The sequence below is a fragment of the Tropicimonas sediminicola genome (assembly GCF_900188335.1).
GTDB lineage: Bacteria > Pseudomonadota > Alphaproteobacteria > Rhodobacterales > Rhodobacteraceae > Tropicimonas > Tropicimonas sediminicola.
Genome location: NZ_FZOY01000002.1, coordinates 527689 through 544964 on the forward strand (window position 1 = coordinate 527689; position 17276 = coordinate 544964).

The 17276-nt window shown below is 66.8% G+C and carries 18 protein-coding genes; 3 read left to right on the forward strand and 15 right to left on the reverse strand.

Features of this window, described 5'->3' with window-relative positions:
• Positions 1–2: 2 nt before the first annotated feature.
• The 3 genes from CHB86_RS06785 to CHB86_RS06795 form a co-directional block, all read right to left on the reverse strand.
• A complete protein-coding gene (locus CHB86_RS06785) occupies positions 3–1103 on the reverse strand; it encodes a hypothetical protein (RefSeq protein WP_176442793.1) in 1101 nt (366 codons plus the stop codon).
• An 89-nt stretch (positions 1104–1192) separates the two neighbouring features.
• Positions 1193–2578, reverse strand: a complete 1386-nt coding sequence (gene cysG, locus CHB86_RS06790) for a siroheme synthase CysG (protein ID WP_089232246.1) — start codon at positions 2576–2578, stop codon at positions 1193–1195.
• 214 nt (positions 2579–2792) lie between these two features.
• Positions 2793–3791 carry a hypothetical protein gene (locus tag CHB86_RS06795; protein ID WP_176442794.1) on the reverse strand — a complete coding sequence of 333 codons (999 nt, stop codon included), beginning with the start codon at positions 3789–3791 and terminating at the stop codon, positions 2793–2795.
• Positions 3792–3958: 167 nt separating this feature from the next.
• Between CHB86_RS06795 and CHB86_RS06800 the strand changes: the two genes are divergently transcribed.
• Positions 3959–4372 (forward strand): hypothetical protein, encoded by a 414-nt coding sequence (locus CHB86_RS06800; protein WP_089232247.1) that lies wholly within the window; start codon positions 3959–3961, stop codon positions 4370–4372.
• Positions 4373–4384: 12 nt separating this feature from the next.
• On the opposite strand, the gene CHB86_RS06805 is transcribed toward CHB86_RS06800, so the two are convergent.
• The 12 genes from CHB86_RS06805 to CHB86_RS06860 all read right to left on the reverse strand — a co-directional run bounded on the left by CHB86_RS06805 (position 4385) and on the right by CHB86_RS06860 (position 16250).
• A complete protein-coding gene (locus tag CHB86_RS06805) occupies positions 4385–5419 on the reverse strand; it encodes a calcium-binding protein (protein WP_089232248.1) in 1035 nt (344 codons plus the stop codon).
• Positions 5420–5561: 142 nt separating this feature from the next.
• Positions 5562–7085 carry a bifunctional aminoglycoside phosphotransferase/ATP-binding protein gene (locus CHB86_RS06810; protein WP_089232249.1) on the reverse strand — a complete coding sequence of 508 codons (1524 nt, stop codon included), beginning with the start codon at positions 7083–7085 and terminating at the stop codon, positions 5562–5564.
• Between the two features lie 281 nt (positions 7086–7366).
• Positions 7367–7804, reverse strand: coding sequence for a DUF302 domain-containing protein (locus tag CHB86_RS06815; protein WP_089232250.1), 438 nt, complete (start codon positions 7802–7804; stop codon positions 7367–7369).
• A gap of 137 nt (positions 7805–7941) precedes the next feature.
• Positions 7942–8994: a c-type cytochrome gene (locus CHB86_RS06820; RefSeq protein ID WP_245837833.1), complete on the reverse strand. Its 1053-nt coding sequence runs from the start codon at positions 8992–8994 to the stop codon at positions 7942–7944.
• A gap of 307 nt (positions 8995–9301) precedes the next feature.
• Positions 9302–10573, reverse strand: coding sequence for a sulfite dehydrogenase (gene soxC / locus CHB86_RS06825; RefSeq protein ID WP_089232252.1), 1272 nt, complete (start codon positions 10571–10573; stop codon positions 9302–9304).
• A gap of 72 nt (positions 10574–10645) precedes the next feature.
• Entirely contained in the window at positions 10646–12349 is a 1704-nt protein-coding gene (soxB, locus tag CHB86_RS06830) for a thiosulfohydrolase SoxB (protein ID WP_089232253.1), read from the reverse strand.
• A gap of 120 nt (positions 12350–12469) precedes the next feature.
• Entirely contained in the window at positions 12470–13327 is an 858-nt protein-coding gene (gene soxA / locus CHB86_RS06835; protein ID WP_089232254.1) for a sulfur oxidation c-type cytochrome SoxA, read from the reverse strand.
• A gap of 79 nt (positions 13328–13406) precedes the next feature.
• Positions 13407–13736: a thiosulfate oxidation carrier complex protein SoxZ gene (soxZ, locus tag CHB86_RS06840; RefSeq protein ID WP_089232255.1), complete on the reverse strand. Its 330-nt coding sequence runs from the start codon at positions 13734–13736 to the stop codon at positions 13407–13409.
• A gap of 20 nt (positions 13737–13756) precedes the next feature.
• The gene (soxY, locus tag CHB86_RS06845) at positions 13757–14173 is read right to left on the reverse strand and encodes a thiosulfate oxidation carrier protein SoxY (protein ID WP_089232256.1); all 417 of its coding nucleotides are present in this window, start codon (positions 14171–14173) and stop codon (positions 13757–13759) included.
• Between the two features lie 58 nt (positions 14174–14231).
• The gene (gene soxX, locus CHB86_RS06850; protein ID WP_089232257.1) at positions 14232–14708 is read right to left on the reverse strand and encodes a sulfur oxidation c-type cytochrome SoxX; all 477 of its coding nucleotides are present in this window, start codon (positions 14706–14708) and stop codon (positions 14232–14234) included.
• Between the two features lie 200 nt (positions 14709–14908).
• Complete coding sequence (locus tag CHB86_RS06855) at positions 14909–15475, reverse strand: thioredoxin family protein (protein WP_089232258.1); 567 nt, start codon at positions 15473–15475, stop codon at positions 14909–14911.
• A gap of 40 nt (positions 15476–15515) precedes the next feature.
• Positions 15516–16250: a cytochrome c biogenesis CcdA family protein gene (locus tag CHB86_RS06860; RefSeq protein WP_089232259.1), complete on the reverse strand. Its 735-nt coding sequence runs from the start codon at positions 16248–16250 to the stop codon at positions 15516–15518.
• 78 nt (positions 16251–16328) lie between these two features.
• Between CHB86_RS06860 and CHB86_RS06865 the strand changes: the two genes are divergently transcribed.
• Positions 16329–16715 (forward strand): thioredoxin fold domain-containing protein, encoded by a 387-nt coding sequence (locus CHB86_RS06865; RefSeq protein WP_089232260.1) that lies wholly within the window; start codon positions 16329–16331, stop codon positions 16713–16715.
• 184 nt (positions 16716–16899) lie between these two features.
• A complete protein-coding gene (locus CHB86_RS06870) occupies positions 16900–17244 on the forward strand; it encodes an ArsR/SmtB family transcription factor (RefSeq protein ID WP_089232261.1) in 345 nt (114 codons plus the stop codon).
• Positions 17245–17276 lie beyond the last annotated feature (32 nt).

Sequence of the window (17276 nt, forward strand, 5' to 3'; positions counted from 1 at the left end):
CGCTAGAGGCCGACGGCCGCAAACGCCGGCTCGGCGTCGAACTGCAGCGCATCGCCGGACCGGTCCGCAACCCGCAGGCGCCCGCCCTCCAGCGTGACCTCGGCCACCTCCCGCCAGCCCCCGGGGCGCGGGAAAGCGAGGATGGCATGGGCGATCCGGTGCTCCCGCCCCGGCGCCAGGTCCAAAGCATCCGCCACACCGGCGGCGGAAACCGCGTTGGGGTGGAACGCGGCGCTGTGTCCGCCGGCGCCGGGCGCGCAGCCGTCCTCGATGCCCAGCACGCCGGTATGACGCCCGTCCCAGGGCGCATAGTCCCGCCCACCGTTGGAGTGCCAGAGCATCGTCACCGGCAGGGTCGCCGGGTCCTTCAGGATCAGCACCACGTCGTCCTCGGCGTCGCGCACTACAGCGCTCCAGCCGAGCGGACTGCCCGCCGCCTCCACCAACAGGATGAAATCCTCGCAACCCTCGGCGATCGGCAGGGCGTGGAGATCGACAGTGTCGCCACCCGCCGCCGGAAAGGCGGAAAGGTCCGCTCCCCGCGCAGGACATGCCAGCCGGTTGCGGCCAGCCTCGAGCGGCGCATCAGGTGTGACCGCGAAGCGCTTGGCAGAACAGGAAAACCGCGCCGCGCCCTGCATCCGGATCATCGGGTGATGCGCCACCGGCAGCCGCCCCTCGCCGCCGAGGATGCGGTGCTCCTGGCAAAGAACCGGCACCTGCCGGCCGAGCCGCAGCGATTTGGTGATCTCGGCGCCCTGGACGAGCCGATCGAGCCGCAGGTCGAGCGCCCCGTCCCCCGCGCCCACGACCCGCCAGGGACTGTTCGCGGTCCAGCCGTGGATCGGCCCCGGCTCCACGTCGTTGCCGCCAAAAGGCGCGCAGAAGAAATCGCCCGCGAGCCGGCGCTCCACCGGGTCCATCAACGCAAGCTCGTCCTCGCGCCCCTCGTCCACCCACGGCGCGCGGTGCAGTGGCGCGATCTCGCCCCCGCCAAAGGCGAAGCTCAGGCTGTTCAACCCGCCGGTGCCGGTGTCGACCTCGACGCGTGCGATGCCTGTCTCTGCCCGCGCCACGCCGTGCGCCAAAGCCTGGGTCGTCATGGTCGGATCCTCGGGAAAGCTCACCACGCAGCCGTGATGCGGCAATGCGCGTGGCATGTCCAGACGACAGGACAGCGCGAGCCGCCTGCTCAGGCCACCGCGCGGGCCTGTTCGGAACCGGCAGCCTCCATCGACTTTGGATAGCGCAGGAACAGGATCGCCGGGCTTTGGATGCCTTCGCCCGCGACCGTCTCCGACAGCGTGCCGAGCGTCGCCCGGACATGCCTCTCGCGGTCCGTGCTGACCGAGGCTACGATATCGACCGGGCAGCCGGCGGGAACCCCGTCGGCCAGCAGGTCGGCCTCCACCTCGGCGGCCCGCTCCACGGCCATGTAGAAGGCGACGGAGCTTCCGGGACGCGCCAGCCCGGCGCGCTGCGGGTTGGCGTCGCCGGGGCGGCAGGTGCCGGTGGTGGCGACGAAGGTGTCGATCTCCCCCCGCTCGGTCAGCGGCTGCTGCAGGCTTGCGGCAGCCGCCGAGGCGGCGGTGATGCCGGGAACGAGCTCGACCGCGATGCCCGCGGCGCGGGCGGCGGCGAGTTCCTCCCCGGCGCGGCCGAAGACGGACGGATCGCCGGACTTGAGCCGGACAACCCGCCGCCCGCGCGACGCCTCGGCGACGATCAGCGCGTCGATCCGGTCCTGCGGCCAGCTGCTGGCGCCGACCTCCTTGCCCACGAACACCCGGTCCGCGTCGCGCCGGGCCAGCTCGAGCACTTCCGGGTCGACCAGCCGGTCATAGAAGATCACGTCGGCCTGCTGCAGCCGCTGTACCGCCCGCAGGGTCAGCAGGTCCCTCGCCCCCGGCCCCGCGCCGACCAGCGCGATATGGCCGGAAGCGTCCGGTGCCTGCGCGGCCTCGATGGCGGCCTTCAGCATCTCGGCCGCGGCCGTCTCGCGTCCGTCGATATGCGCGCGATAGGCCGCGCCGGAAAACGCCCATTCCCAGAAGCCGCGGCGCGCGGACGGCGCGATCCGCTCGGCGACCGCATCCCGCAGGCGCCCGGCCAGCGCCACGAACGGCCCGAGGCGGGGCGGCAGCATGGTTTCCACCTCGGTCTTGATCGCACGCCCCAGCACCGGCGCCGCGCCCTCTGTGCCGATTGCCACCACAACCGGGTCGCGGTCCACGATCGAGGGCGTGAAGGCATCGCACATGCCAGGCCGGTCGACCACGTTGACCACGGCCCCTGCCCGGCGCGCGGCATCCGCCAGCGTAGCATCGAGCCCCGGGCAGCCGGTGGCGACAAAGGCCAGCGCGGCGCGGTGGAAGGTATCCTCGCGCAACGCCGGATGGTGCACCGCGCGCCCCGAGGCCACCAGCCCCGAGAGCTCCGGGTCCAGCTCCGGCGCCAACACGACTATCTCGGCCTCGGTCTTGAGTACCAGCCGCGTCTTGCGCGCCGCCTCGCCCCCACCGCCACAGATCACCACCCGCCGGCCGTCCATGCGGAGGAACATCGGAAAGTTCTTCATCTTGATCGCCTTTCAAATGCAAAAAAGGCCGCCGACATGCGCGCGACGAATGTCGCGACAAGTCGAGCAGCCTTGCTCATGGGCCCGGTCTTCGGGAAAGGCGGCGCCGTTGCCACCGACGGCAGACTAAACGCGCCCGGCCTCCGCGATCAAGCAAAAGATGCTGCGCCTGCGAAAAGCGGCTTGGCGCGCCCGGTCCGACAGGTGGCCGGGATCAGCGCATCCAGAGCTTCGCGGCCTTGATCCTGTTGCGGATCTTCTGCTCCGGCCGCGGCAGGTTCGCGCGGTCGAACATGGCCCGCACCTTGTGTCCGCGCCCCTGGTAGATCATCCGCAGGAAGGGCTCGTGCTCCTTCAGCGCCTTCTTGATCCAGTTCGGGGCCGCGACCTGCTCGAGCACCTCGACGGCCCGGTCGCTTTCGCGCGCGTAGAGCAGCGGCAAGACCCGCCAGTGGCAGGTTACATCGCCGTCCATCGCCGCGAGCTCCGGCCCCGGCCGGCCGCCCCCGAAGGAATGGATCACCAGCGGCAGAACCACCTGGTCCAGCCAGGGGTCGAGCGACTGGCAGACCAGTTCCTCCGGCGGGTCATCCCGCACCGACCGGGCGAACTCGAGAAACCGCGCGCCAAATGCCTGCGGGTCGTGGAAGAAGAACCAGCCCGCGTTGAAATAGAGGTATCGCTGCCAGTAGCCGTCGGGCTGCGAGAGGTCGAGCGAGCTGTCGAAATCGAGCCCGAAGCGGCGGTAGAGGCTGCTCCAGATATCGTTGTAGCCCGGTCCGTAAAGCTCGATCTCGGGCCAGGTCGGTTCCCGCCGCATCGAGGCCGATGGCCGGTCGAAGTCGAAGGGCACCGCAGAGAGCGGGCCGGTGATCAGTGTGTCGCTGTCGAGAAAGAGAAAGGGTTCCCCTTCCGGCAGGGCCGCCAGTGCCTCGATCTTGTTGCCTTGCGGATAGGCCGCGCCGAAATGACGGGCCTCGAAGGGGATGATTTCTGCACCAAGCCGGTCGAGGGCGGCGCGGGTCGCTTCGCCCCGGATCCGGGGATCCTCCGGCCAGGCGCCGCCGGGCTGCGGCTCCAGCAGGATCACCCGGCCCGGGAAGTCCGGATCGCAGGCCCGCAGGGAGGCAACCAGAAGCAACGCCTCGTATTGCAGCCGACCGCCCTGGGCGATGGCCGCGATGTTGAAGGGTTTGCCTGAAATGGTCTGCATCCTGCCCGTGCCGCCCGCGGTTCGTTCTTCCCGCGACCATAGGCGGCAACAAGGGCCAGATGAAGAACCGAGCGCGGCAATTTTCGGCGCCGTGCCTCTCCCCGCTTGCCAGACGGCCGCCCCCGATGCAGGCTTTTCCCGTCGTCACAGACGCTCAGGAGGCCGCCATGATCCGCCCCGCCCTTGCCTGCCTTGCCGCGCTTCTGGCCACGCCGCTCGCTGCGGAGGATTTCACGACCGCCGCCGAGGTTCGCCCGATCCTGAACATGCAAAGGGCAAGCTGGATCGCCGTGCGGGAATACGATGGTCAGGACCTCGTCTACTTCACCTCCGTCCTCGCCTGGCGTTGCGGGCTGGAGTCGGTGCATTACGGCTTCAACGACGCGCCGGCGGAGACGCCGCTGGAGATGGAGCCCTGCCACACCGACACCGCCACGCCGAATGCGATCACCGGCGATGCGCATCCGATCTACGTCACCGCACCGCTCGGCAGCGTCGAGACAATCCGGCTGCGGCTGACCTACGACGACGGGATGACCGATGAGGCGAGCTATGCTCGCAAGGATGTGCTGATGCCCTGAACCACGCGAGGTTCAGACGAACTCCAGATCCGCCGCCCCGAGGTCCGAAAGGCTGACGCCGGCCAGAGTGATCGTGTTCAGCCCGTCGCCACCGGCATCGAATACGGTGTCCCCGCCCTCCTCCCGGCAGGCTTCGAGAAACGCGTCCGCATCCGCAACCTCGGCCGTGGACAGGACAAGACGGTCCGAGGCCCCGCCCAATGCGTCCGGGCGGAAATCGCCGATGATGTCCTGCCCGAAGACCTTGGCGCTGAAGATGAACCGATCCGCGCCGCCACCGCCCGTCAGCACGTCCGCCCCCAGCCCGCCGTTCAGCAGGTCGGCCTGTGCCCCGCCGGCAAGCGTGTCGCTGCCGCGTCCGCCGAACAACCGGTCCGCGCCGCGCTGACCGGCGAGCAGGTCGCTGCCGGTACCGCCGCGGGCCACATCGTCGTCCGCACCGCCATAAAGGCTGTCGTCCCCGCCGCCGCCCACCAGCAGGTCGTCGCCGCCGCGGCCGCGGATCTCCTCGCCATGCACCTCTGCCATCACGAAGGAATCGTCCGCCGCCGTTCCGCGCAGCACGCCGTCCGCCGGCGGCGTGACGCTGGACAGGATATCCTCCGCAGATGACAGTCCCACCGGACCGAGCGGACTGCCGGTATCGGGCGGGAAATCGTCATCACCCCCTGCCGCCTCGACCAGCGCGCCGATCAGGGCGTTGCTGTTTGTGGAGCTGAAATCGTAGCGGACGTCGGCCTCGTCGATCATCCGCGCGTAACGCACCATCAACGCCCAGGCCTCGTCCACCGTCAGGTCCGGAAAGTCGAGCGCCACCGCATCCCGATCCGACGGGCTCTCGCCGCCGCGCGCTTCCGGAGAGCTCTCGATCGGCTCGTTGACCTGAATGTCGAACCCTCCCCCTACGACATCCTCCGGCCCGTCCGGGCCACCCCCGATGATGTAGTCCTGGCCGAGGTAATTCCGATAGACGAGATAGAGGTGATCGGCCCCGAGCGGGACAAGCCCGAGTGAAACCGGTCTCGCTTCGACATAAATCATCGGCATGGGGCGCTCCCTGGTGACGGAAAGGCGACGGCTTGCGCGCCGCGAGCGATTTCGGCCAACCTAACACGCCCGGCCGGAATTCAGGTCACAGTGTTTCGACAAAGTGCCTGGACTGCGGAGCGCAGGCCACGCTCCATCAGCGTCACCGGCCCTGAAGGCATCCTGCCAGCATCGCCTGCACCACCTCTTCGGCGGATCGCTCGCTCGGGATTGTGGACCATTCCACCGAGCCGGACGCGCGGGCCAACTGGGCCTCAAGCACCTCGACCGTGGCATCGGACGGCCCCTTGGGCCGGACTTCGATCCTGTGGCGGAGGACATCCGGATCCGCCGCCAGCCAGAAACCGGCAAACCGGTGCTCGCGCAGGGCCTCCGCCAGTGCCGCGCGCCGATCTGAGCGGTCGAAGACCGCGTCGACGACCACGCTCGCGCCAGCCTCGACAAGCGCCCGCGACCGGGCCGCCAAGCGCGCATAGACCTCGTCGGAAACCTCGGTGTCATAGGCTTCCGGCGGCAGTGGCGTCTCGGCCGGCACGCCGAACATCGCCTTGCGGGTGCGGTCGCTTTCCACCACCCGCGCGCCGGGCGGCGGCGGCATGCGCGGTGCCAGCGTCTCGGCGATCGTCGTCTTGCCGCTGCCGGAGAACCCACCGATGGCCGTTACCCCGCAGGGTTCCGCGTCCAGCAACTCCAGCGCGAGATCGAAGTATTCCCGCGCGATGGCCGCCTGTCGCGGCGCATCCGCCCCGCAATCCTTCGCGAAGGTCCCCGTCACATGCGCCCGGACCGCCGCCCGCACGGCCATGAAGAACGGCAGCAGCTCATAACCGGCATCCTCCCCGATCTCGTCGAAATAGCGGTTGGCCACGAGGTTCGCCAGGCCGCCCAGGTTGCGATGCCAGAGGTCCATCAGCAGGAACGCGAGGTCATAGAGCACGTCGACCGTGGCGATCTGGTCGTTGAAATCGATGCAGTCGAACAGGGTCGGCCGGCCGTCGAAAAGGCAGATGTTGCGCAGGTGCAGGTCGCCGTGGCACCGCCGCACGAGTCCCCGCGCCTCGCGCGCGTCCAGAACGGCCGCGTGCCGCTCCAGACGCTGGCGAAAGGCGGCGTCGAAGGCGGCAACCTCGGCCTCGCCGAACACCTCGCCGGTCGCGAAGCCGGCCCGGTTGATGTCCAGAACGCCGGCGAGGTTCTCTGCCCCGCCGCCCGCGTGGATCACGGGCGCCTCGGCGTGGAACTGCGCGATGCGATGCGCCAGCGTGGCCATGATCGCGGGGGTCAGCACGCCGCTCTCGGCCTGCCGGTCGAACAGGTCGCATTCGTCGAACCGCACCATCTCGACCACCGCATCCACGAGCTCTCCCGGCCCGTCGAACTCCAGCCCGCCGCCCGCCGCACGGGTGATCCGCCGCACGCCGAGATAGAGCGAGGGCGCCGTGGGCTTGTTGAGCGCAAATTCCGCCTTGCAGGTGGCGAGCCGCAGGTCCGGCGTCGAGAAATCGGTATAGGGCAGCCGGACCGCGCGCTTGAGCTTGTAGGCCCGGTCCCCGTTCAGCACGACGACCGAGATATGGGTGCGGATCACCGTCGCCGGCTCGGCCCCGCGCTGGTTGGCGGGATCGGTCAGAAAGGCGATGACGGCATCCTGAGCGGCGTCGGGCATGATGGCGGCTCCCCTGCCGTGCCGCGCACGGGCATTCTCGCCCGGGCAGCGAGCGCACTTGCCTTCAGCTTGCGGTTCCCGCGCCGGAGGTCAAGCGCCGAGCCCACGGGTGCGACGCCATGAAATCGCACAGGGTCATCCGGTTCAGGCGCGACACGTCGCCTGCGTTGAAACACCCCTAGAATGGCGCGCCCTGTGCCGCGACGGAGGCATCGCCCCCGTCGTTGTCGGCGACAGGAATTGGCTAGTCCGCACGGCAGGCCATCCGGCCCGGAACAGATCTACCCGTCGGCTGCCTCCCGCACGATCTCGTCCAGCAATTGCTGCACTTCCTGCATCGGGCCTTCGGGATAGGTCCGGTAACCGACCTGCACCTTGCCGTCCGTTTCCAGGACAAAGACGTTGTAGGGGCAGTGGATCACGTTCATCGGGTCGGCTTCCATCACGCTCCGCGACACCACGGCGGAGCAAAACAGAAAGACGTCGGCCGCGTCGAAGATGGTCACGTCGCTGCCCACGTCGGCACCGGTGCGTGCGAGCATCTCGCCGACATGGCTCACGTAATCGACAACCAGCCCGCGCCCGACGATCGCCGATTCGACGGCAAAGGTCGCATCCTCGAAGGAGCCGTCGAAGTCGTGCAGAACAGCCTCCTGGGCACTGGCCGGCAACGCCAGCGCGAATGCCGCCGCTGCGATGGTAGAGATATGGTAGCGCATTTCTTCCTCCTCTGTTGTCCGTCTTCTGCTCTCTGACAGCCCTGCCCCGACTGATCCGTGGCCCCGAGGTGGCGTCCTGCGCGGTCAGCCCCGGCCCCACGGGGCCGAAGCAGATGGTCTTGCGTCAGCCCCCCCCCTCAGGGATGCGCCTTGAGATACGCGATGACCGCTGCAGTATCCTCCGCCTTCTTCAGGCCGGCAAAGGACATCCGGTTGCCCTTCAGATAAGCCTTCGGATTGGTCAGGTATTCGGTGAGCGTCTCGTCGGTCCAGACAAGGCCGTCGGCACCGGCACCGGCCATGACCTTGGAGTATTTGAAGCCCTCTCCGGCACCGGCAGCGCGGCCGACGATCCCGTTGAGCGTGGGGCCGACCTTGTTCACCGCGCCTTCGCCCACCTGGTGGCAGGCCTGGCACTTCTTGAACACCTTCTCGCCTGCGGCGACGAGCTCCGGATCGGGCGTATCGGCAGCAGCGGCAGGGGCTGCGGCGACTTCCTCGGCAGCAGGGGCTGCCTCCGCTTCCGGCGTGGCCGCCGGCTCGGCCGCGGCAGCGACCTGCACGGGCTCGGCCTCGGCGGTTCCCGCTGGGACGCCCGCATCCTCCGGCGTCACGTCGAGGACGGCCGCGCGCATGGTGATCTCGACGCTCTCCTTGCAGTTCTCCATGCAAGGCTCGGCGCTGAACAGCCCCAGCTCCGTTTCCGCCCGGTCGTCGACGATGAACCCGTCGGCATTGGGCATCTCGACCTCGAGGAAGGTCTCTTTCGAGAGGACGAAATCGTCATCCACCAGGTCGTTGGAATAGAGGATGTAGGCCACCATGGCATAGACGTCGTCGTCGCTCATCGTTTGGGCCGCGCCGAAGGGCATCGAGCGGCGAACGTAGTCGAAGGCCGTGGACAGGTAGGGCCAGTAGGAGCCGACGGTCTTGAGCGGATCCTCGCGGTCCAGCGTGTCCATGCCGCCCGCCAGCTTGGGCCAGTTGTCGACGCCCTCGGCGAAGTCGCCATGGCAAACGGCGCAATTGTCGGCAAAGACCTCCTCGCCGGTCCAGACATCGCCCTCGCCATCGGGCAGCCCGGTGCCGTCGGGCATGATGTCGAGGTTCCAGGCGGCGACCTCCTCGGGCAGCGCGGCGCGGCCGAGACCGAACTTGCCTTGCGCGGCGGCGGTGTCCTCGCCCGTCATCGCATCGGTGTCGCCCTGGCCATCGAGCTTGTCGGTCGCGCCATCGACCACGGCGACGGCAACCGGTTCCGCGGGGGCGTCCGGAGCGGGCGCTTCGGCCACCTCTTCGGCCGGGGCTTCTTCCGCCGGCGCCGCATCGGCGACCTCGGCTGCCGCAGGCTCGTGCGGCACGGCGGACTTCGCCGTCGCCTCGGCATGCAGCGCCGCCTCGTGGGCCGCCTCCGCCGCCTTGTGGGCGGCGCGTTCCGACATCCCGACCGCCAGAGCGATGGCCGAGACGCCGACCAGGCTCACAAGGGCGAGCTGGTTAGGAAATTTCGACATTTTCGGCCTCCCCGTCGGCGTTGACCCACCAGGTCTGGATACCGTTGTTGTGATAGATCGAGTTCAGCCCGCGCACCTCGCGGAGCTGGTTCTTGGTCGGCTGGACATAACCGGTCTCGTCCCGCGCCCGCGATTGCAGGAACATCTCCTCGCCGGTCCAGACCGTGTCGAGGTAGAAGCGGGTGAGCGCCTTGTCCTGACCGGGTGCGGCAAGACGGGCCTTCTGCCAGTTCTTGCCGCCGTCGACCGAAACGTCGACCCCGGTGATCGCCCCGCGTCCCGACCAGGCCAGGCCGGTGATCACGAGCGGGCCCGGTCCGTGAGTGATGGGGGCCTGCGGGCTGGGCGAAGTGATGACGGATTTCGCGTCCATCTCCCAGGTCCATTTGCGGCTGGTGCCGTCGGCCAGGGTATCGGTGTATTTCGAGGTCTCCTCGCGGCTTTCCACGGCGGCGTCCGTCACCTCGATCCGGCGAAGCCACTTCACCCACATGTTGCCTTCCCAGCCGGGCACCACGAGGCGCACCGGGTAGCCGTGCTCCATGCGCAGCGCCTCGCCGTTGGCCTTGAAGGCCACCAGCACGTCGTCCAGCGCCTTTTCCAGCGGGATCGAGCGGCCGTTGGAAGAGGCATCGGCGCCCTCCACGTAGACCCATTTCCCTTCCGGCTTCACGCCCGCCTCGTTCAGCAGCGTGCGAAGCGGAACCCCGGAATATTCCATGTTGTGGATCATGCCATGGGTGAACTGCGCGCCGTTGAGCTGCGCCCCGGCCCATTCCATGCCCGAGTTCGCCGCGCATTCGCAGAAATAGACCCGGTTCTCGCGCGGGAAGCGCTCGAGATCGGCATAGGTGAAGACCAGTTCCTGATCGACGAGACCGTTGATCATCAGCCGGTAGTCTTCCTTGCGCAGCGAGATCGCGCCGGAATGGTGCCGCTCGAAGGCGCAGCCCTGCGGGGTGATCGTGCCGTCGAGCGCATGGATCGGCGTGAAGTTGATCGAGGAGATCGTGTCGGCGGTCAGCCATTCCACGTTGCGGCGCACCACGTCGCCCTCGAACTCGATCGGCAGGCCATAGGGCGTGGCATCGACGCCTGCGCCCATGCCCGAGGCCCATTCCTGGACTTCTGTGATCAGCGGATCGGGTCCGGCAGCGCGGCTGGCACCGGCGGCCATGGCTCCGGCACCGACGGCGGCGGCGCCGGTCAGGAACTGCCGCCGCGACGGGCTGGGCCCCTTGTCTTTGGTGGTCATCGGGGATGTCCCTCCTTGATGTTGCGTTCGGCCGTCGGGGTGGCCCCGCGGCGATGTTCGATGACGCCGGCGTCAGGCGCCGGTGACTGTGACGGAATTGTTCGGACGGGTGGAGACGGTGCCGAGCTTGCGGATGTGGCTCTCGACCACGTCCCAGATCGGCGGGCCCTCGGTGCCCTCGTTCACGCTCGCCCAGCCGGCGACCATGTAGGTCTTGGCCGGGTCGATCGCCTCGCCGGTCTTGAGCAGGGTCAGGTTGGTGATCCGGCTGCCCTGGGGCTTGGTGACGTCGATGTCGTAGCCCATGCCGCCGATCCGGACCATGTCGCCGCCCTGCTGGTAATAGGGGTCGGGGTTGAACAGGTTGTCGGCCACGTCCTCGAGGATCACGTGGATGAACTCCCCGGTCATCTCGGTGCGATAGGCGTTGGGGTAGGTCATCGAGGTGACGTTCCAGATGTCCTCGCGGGTGATCTCCTGCCCCGGCAGCAGCGACGGCCCCCAGCGGACGCCGGGCGACATGGCGATGTCGGCCTCGCGCTCCGAGAGCAGCGCGTCGCAGATCAGGTCGTCCCAGGAGCCGTTGAAATTGCCGCGGCGGTAGAGCACCGCCTCCATGTCGAGCTGGCCGATCACCTCGGTGAGCTGGTCGAGATAGGGCGCACGCTGCTCGTCGATCAGCGCGGTCATTTCGGCGTCGGGCTCGATCACGTCAGAGAAGATCGGGATCAGCTTGTGCTTGAAGCCCATCATCTTGCCGTCGCGAACGTCGAGGTCCACGCGGGAGACGAACTTGCCGTTGGAGCCGGAGGCGATGATGATCGTCTCGCCCACCAGCACCGGCTCTGGCACGGCGTCGTGGGTGTGGCCCGAGAGGATCACGTCGATGCCAGACACGCGCGAGGCCATCTTCTTGTCGACGTCGAAGCCGTTGTGGCTGAGCACGACGACCAGCTCGGCGCCTTCGCCACGCGCCTCGTCCACCATCTCCTGCATCCGCTCGTCGCGAATGCCGAAGGAGTATTCGGGGAACATCCAGCCGGGGTTGGCGATCGGCATATAGGGGAAGGCCTGACCGATCACGGCGACCAGCGTCCCGCCGCGCTCGAACAGCTTGTAGCTCTCGAAGTTCTCGCTGGGCTCGTCCCATTCCTGGTCGAAGATGTTCTGGCCGAGCGCCGCAAAGGGCAGATCGGCCAGGATCTCGTGCACCCTGTCGGAGCCCAGGGTGAACTCCCAGTGGAAGGTCATCGCGTCGGGCGCGAGCTTGTTCATCACGTTGACCATGTCCTGGCCCTGCGTGTGATAGCAGGTGTAGGAGCCGTGCCAGGTGTCGCCGCCGTCGAGCAGCAGCGCGTCGGGACGGGCGGCGCGGATGGCGTTGATCACGGTGGAGACCCGGTCGAGCCCCCCGACCTGCCCGTATTCCTTCCCGAGCGCCGCGAAGTCGTTGTAGGTGAGCGCATAGGCCGACGGGCTGCCATCCTCGATGCCATAGAGCTTCCGGAACTCCGCCCCGGTGATGTGCGGGATCTGGCCGCGTGCATCGCCCACGCCGAGGTTGATCTCCGGCTCGCGGAAATAGATCGGCTTGAGCTGCGCGTGGATGTCGGTGACGTGGATCAGGGTCACGTTGCCGAAGGTGTCGAATTCCAGGAGCTGGTCCTGGGTCAACGCCTGCTGGGCGGCAAGGCGGCCCCAGTTTCCGAAACCGGAAGCCCCGACGATGGCGGAGGCAGCCATCGAGACCTGCAGAAAGTCACGGCGCGAGATCATGCGATTCTTTTCCTCGTGGTGGCGCTGGCTGCCCTGTCAATGCGGCAAACATGCGCAAATTTGAATATTTCTGAACGCAAAAAACCCGCACCGGCTCGGGGCCGATGCGGGCATGTCAGCTCAGTTGCGGACCGACGGACCTTCGACCGACAGGCCGTTGCCGCGGGACGTCACGTAGAGCTCCAGCGCCACGAACTCCGGGCTGCCGATGCCGAAGGGCTCGGCGCGGGTATCGCGGATGCAGCCCTTGAACCGGTTGTGGATGCCGTTCAGCTTGGCGTTCTTCAGACGATAGGTCGGAAAGCCGTTGATCTGGCCCTGGCTCAGGTGGTCGGCGCGGATCATGTTGCCGTAGTTGTCTTCGTGGCAATTCGCGCAGGCAAGCTCCAGTTGACCGTACCGGGTGTAGTAGATCTCCTTGCCCTGCTCCCAGGTCTCGGCGGCCGGACCGTCGATGGCGACGTTGACCGGAAGACCGCGCGAGACATAGGACATCAGCGCGGACATGTTGATCATGTCGTCGCTGTTGTAGCCCCAGGCCTCGGCGCCCATCTGTTCCGTCCGGCAGGAATTCATGGCCATCTCGATGGTCCAGACCTCGCCTGCGGCCTCGTTCCACTTGGGATAGACAGGCTTGACGCCGACCATCTGGTCCTCGTCGATCGCACCGTGGCAGTCGGAGCACGCCTTGCCGGCAGTGCCTTCGACCGTGTCCCAGGCCTCAATTGCGGCCTCGACCCCGAGCATCCCCGGGTTGTCGAAGTCGTCGCGCTCCATGTCGCGGGTGTCGTCGTTGCGGAACATCCAGCCCGACATGACCTCGTCGACGTATTCCATGTGCTCCGGCGCGGCCGTCTTCACGGTCATCTCGATCTCGTCGTTGATCACCAGCGTGTCATCGACGGGGTCGGCATTCGCGGCTCCGACGGCGGAGATGGCAAGTGCACCGGCAAGCGCCGTCATTGCCTTGAATTTCATGTCTCGTGTCCTCCCTGTGGGTGGCCCGCCCCCGGAGCGCTTCCGGGAGCCGGCTGTCCTTCCCTTGCCCTGCCCGGGCTCAGCCGATCGAGATCGACTTGGCGTCCTCGTAGACGGAGCCGTCGTCGTCGTACCAGGTGAACTTGAACTCGCCCGCTTCCGGCACCGTCGCTTCGAATTCGAAGTACGGGTTGGTCGAGATCGCGGGCTCGAGCGTCACGTCGATGACGTTCTTGCCGTTGAAGTCGCAGGTGAAGCGATTGATGATCGACCGCGGGATCGGGTTGCCATCGCCATCCTTGCGCTGCCCGGATTCCATCGGGTGCGAGATCAGGGTCTTGATCGTGATCACGTCGCCGGCGGCCGCAGATTTCGGCACCTTGACGCGGGGTTTGACACCATCTGCCATTTTCTATGTCTCCTGTTCTCTCAGCCGCCGCAGCCGCCGATGGTGACCTTCACGGTCGAAGAAGCCTGAACGAAGCTGCCGTCCGCCATCTTGGCGACGGCGACGACGTCCTGCGTGCCGGCGAGGCGAATGCGGGTCGAGGCCGCCTGGCTGCCCGCCAGCTCGCCGAACTTGAACTCGGCCACGCCCGGGGTCGGGTTGCCGGTGGCCAGCAGCAGGATGGCGGCCGCGCCGGGCGCATCCACCGCGATCGGAACCGTGTTGCCGTTCTCGGCGATCTCCGGTGCGGTCAGGGTCAGTCCGCCGGAGCCGACCTCGGCGCCTCCGGTGAAGGCGGCAATGGCATCCTCGGCGGCGGCGTTCACACGGAAGGGCATGAAGCCCATCGCGGCGGCGCCGAGGCCCAGGGCCAGCGTCTCGCGTCGTGAGAAGTTCATCTCTCTCTCCTTGGTTGGGACCGGCTGACCCTTGTCGGGCCCGCCCGGTCGGGAAGTGCTATTCCTTGAGCGTCACGAGATAGGCGACGACATCCTCGATCTGCTGCGCGGTGAGCAGCGGGGTGACATCCTCAGGCGCCAGCGGCTTGGCCGTGAAGCCGACACCGGGCCGGATGAAATCACCGGTCTTGTAGAACGAGGGCATGATCGTGCCGTCGTAGGTCATCTTGGCATTGGCGACGATCCCGCGGATCTCGGCCTCCGACCAGCGATCGCCGACACCGTCGAGCGCCGGGCCGACATTGCCCTGGAAGGGCACGTCCGGCATCGCGCTGACCTGATGACAGGACACGCAGTTGCCGATCGACTTCTCACTGATGACCTTGGCCCCCTCCTCCGGGTTGCCTGCCGCACCGGAAAGAGACGCCGTGATCGCGCCCTCCTCGTAGACCACGTCGTTCGGATCGACGGTCTCGGCCATGGCCGGGATAGCCAGAGTCATGGCGGCGGCTGCCGCTGAAATAGCGCGTTTCATATGTCCTCCCGTAGCGACGCCTTCGCGTTTCGTGCGATGTCTGATCTGGATCGCTCCGTGTACCGTAGCGCACAGAAATCGACCCACGCAACAACAAATTCTATTTTTTGAATTTTGCCTGTTGATCGATCCGTTCATCAGGTCACGCGAAGGCAGTCAATCCTTTCAATTCCCGCATGAAATCAGACACAAAACACCGATCACCCCTGACGCTCCTTGAGCTTGCGTGCGTGATACCGTTGGAAGTCCTCGTCGGTCTCGTAGCCGTGCTCCGTGACCCAGACCAGCAGATCCATCGTGGTGCTGGCCCCGAAAGCGCCCGGCATCGTGGCCACCGCGGCGCGGTTCGCAGGCTCGCCTTCCGCCACCTCCTCCGGCAGGAAAAGAATCAGAGGCGTGAACATCAGGCCCCACTTCTTGGCCATGTCCGATTCGCTCAGGACCTCGCCGTCGAAATCGGTCACCTCGGTCTGACCGTGCATGTTGAGCTGAACGACGAAGAAGTTCTCGGCGATGAAGTCCGAGACCTCCGCCTTGGAGAAGACCTCCTCGTGCATCTTCTTGCAGTAGATGCAGCCGCGCTGCTCGAAGATCACCATCAGCCGCTTGTCCTCGGCATTGGCCTCTTCCAGGTCCTCGCGCAGGTCCTTGAACGTGTCCCGCATCCAGGGCTGCTTGTGAAGCCCGTCGTCCCCGATCTCGGCCGCAAGCAGCATCGGCGCAGCCAGCAGGAGCGCCACCGTGGCGCCGAACATTCTCCTCGACATTCCGCGTCTCCTCCCAAGGTATGAAATTGGCCCGACGGCATCAGCCGATCGCGGGCAGGTAATTCAGCATCCATTCGGCAATCAGGTTCACCGAGTTCGTCCCGATCAGCACCCCGAAGACGATCAGCAGGACACCCATCGCCTTCTCGATCTTCGGCAGGTGCTTCCGGAAGCCTTTCATCCAGCGCATGAACGGCCCGATGAAGAAGGCCGCCAGCACGAAGGGCAGCGTCATCCCGATGCCGTAGACCAGAAGCAGCATCGCGCCCCGCATGGCGCCCTCGGCCTCGGTCGCCGCCGTGAACAGAATCGCCGCCAGAACCGGGCCGACGCAGGGCGTCCAGCCGAAGGCGAAAGCCAGACCGATGACATAGGCCCCGAGCCAGGACATCCGGACCGTGTCGCCCGCCTCCGCCCGGAACTGGCGATAGAGAAAGCCGATGCGGATCACGCCCAGGAAATGCAGCCCCATGGCGATGATCACCACCGCCGCCACGATTCGCAGCATGTCCATGTATTGCGACACCAGTTGCCCGAAGGCCGAGGCGGAGGCGCCGAGCGCCATGAAGATGGTGATGATCCCGGCCGAGAAGAAGATCGCCGAGATCACCGCGCGGCGCCGCACCTCCGGCGGGATCGTCCCCTCGGCACTGATCTGGTTCATCCCGACGCCGGCCATGTAGGACAGATAGAATGGAACGATCGGAAGGATGCATGGCGAGAGGAAGGACAGCAGGCCCGCCAGCGCGGCCCCCGCCCAGGAAACCTCGAGCATGGACGTCCCTCCCTTGTCCCATTCATATATTCATATTATCTTTGTCGAATGTGACCCGTCAATCGGAGCCGACACCCCATGTCCGGAATTCTTCGCGTTCTCGCCGTGTCCGCCATGATGGCGCTGGCCGCGTTGCCCGGTCATGCCGTGGAGCTGGTGATGGTCGAGCAGGCCGGCTGCAGCTACTGCGCCCGCTGGGAAGACGAGATCGGACCGATCTATCCGAAGACGCCCGAGGGCGCCCATGCGCCGCTGCGGCGTGTCGATCTGCGCGGCGACGAGATCGACGCGCTGCGCCTGAAACGCCGGGTCAACTTCACACCGACCTTCATTCTGATCGACGCCGATGGACAGGAAATCGCTCGGCTCGAAGGCTACCCCGGGGAGGACTTCTTCTGGGGTCTGATCGAAAGGATGCTGCAGGAAAACACGGCCTACCGCCCTCCTGTGGCCGCCGGTGGCTAAGCCGCCGACACACCAGCCGGACGCGCGCGCGCCGGCCGGGAATGCGGAAGAAACCGCACAATCCGCTGGCGTTTCCGGCCATACGCAGTCAGGATTGCCGGCAACACCGCCCGACCGCATTGAAAACTCTGCGCCCAAATGCAATTTTGGGTTCTGTGAAGCTGATGAAAGTAGATTGGACGCCATGGGATTGCCGATCATCGACGCCAAGACAACCGAAGAGGAAATCGACAAGATCGTCTCCAAGGCGACCACGGCGTCGAACTTCCTGAAGGCGATCAGCCACGAGGGACGGCTGATGATCCTGTGCCACCTGGTCACGGGAGAGAAATCGGTCACCGAACTCGAGAACCTGCTGTCGGTCCGCCAGGCGGCGGTTTCGCAGCAATTGTCGCGGCTTCGTCTTGAGGGTCTCGTGACCCCGAGGCGCGACGGAAAGACGATCTACTACTCCTTGACCGATGACCGGCCCCGCAGGATACTCGAGGTCGTTTACGACCTTTTCTGCAAGGAAGAGAGCGCCGACTAGGCCGTCGGCCGACTGCCACGACAGGGCATCGA

Bases quoted from the DNA above. Each gene is read 5' to 3' on its own strand.
- CHB86_RS06805 (WP_089232248.1), bottom strand. From the start codon at position 5,419: ATGCCGATGATTTATGTCGAAGCGAGACCGGTTTCACTCGGGCTTGTC.
- CHB86_RS06795 (WP_176442794.1), bottom strand. From the start codon at position 3,791: ATGCAGACCATTTCAGGCAAACCCTTCAACATCGCGGCCATCGCCCAG.
- CHB86_RS06815 (WP_089232250.1), bottom strand. From the start codon at position 7,804: ATGCGCTACCATATCTCTACCATCGCAGCGGCGGCATTCGCGCTGGCG.
- CHB86_RS06855 (WP_089232258.1), bottom strand. From the start codon at position 15,475: ATGTCGAGGAGAATGTTCGGCGCCACGGTGGCGCTCCTGCTGGCTGCG.
- soxC (WP_089232252.1), bottom strand. From the start codon at position 10,573: ATGACCACCAAAGACAAGGGGCCCAGCCCGTCGCGGCGGCAGTTCCTG.
- CHB86_RS06865 (WP_089232260.1), top strand. From the start codon at position 16,329: ATGTCCGGAATTCTTCGCGTTCTCGCCGTGTCCGCCATGATGGCGCTG.
- soxZ (WP_089232255.1), bottom strand. From the start codon at position 13,736: ATGGCAGATGGTGTCAAACCCCGCGTCAAGGTGCCGAAATCTGCGGCC.
- CHB86_RS06810 (WP_089232249.1), bottom strand. From the start codon at position 7,085: ATGCCCGACGCCGCTCAGGATGCCGTCATCGCCTTTCTGACCGATCCC.
- CHB86_RS06820 (WP_245837833.1), bottom strand. From the start codon at position 8,994: ATGACGGGCGAGGACACCGCCGCCGCGCAAGGCAAGTTCGGTCTCGGC.
- CHB86_RS06860 (WP_089232259.1), bottom strand. From the start codon at position 16,250: ATGCTCGAGGTTTCCTGGGCGGGGGCCGCGCTGGCGGGCCTGCTGTCC.
- CHB86_RS06870 (WP_089232261.1), top strand. From the start codon at position 16,900: ATGGGATTGCCGATCATCGACGCCAAGACAACCGAAGAGGAAATCGAC.
- soxX (WP_089232257.1), bottom strand. From the start codon at position 14,708: ATGAAACGCGCTATTTCAGCGGCAGCCGCCGCCATGACTCTGGCTATC.
- CHB86_RS06800 (WP_089232247.1), top strand. From the start codon at position 3,959: ATGATCCGCCCCGCCCTTGCCTGCCTTGCCGCGCTTCTGGCCACGCCG.
- soxB (WP_089232253.1), bottom strand. From the start codon at position 12,349: ATGATCTCGCGCCGTGACTTTCTGCAGGTCTCGATGGCTGCCTCCGCC.
- cysG (WP_089232246.1), bottom strand. From the start codon at position 2,578: ATGAAGAACTTTCCGATGTTCCTCCGCATGGACGGCCGGCGGGTGGTG.
- soxY (WP_089232256.1), bottom strand. From the start codon at position 14,173: ATGAACTTCTCACGACGCGAGACGCTGGCCCTGGGCCTCGGCGCCGCC.
- soxA (WP_089232254.1), bottom strand. From the start codon at position 13,327: ATGAAATTCAAGGCAATGACGGCGCTTGCCGGTGCACTTGCCATCTCC.
- CHB86_RS06785 (WP_176442793.1), bottom strand. From the start codon at position 1,103: ATGACGACCCAGGCTTTGGCGCACGGCGTGGCGCGGGCAGAGACAGGC.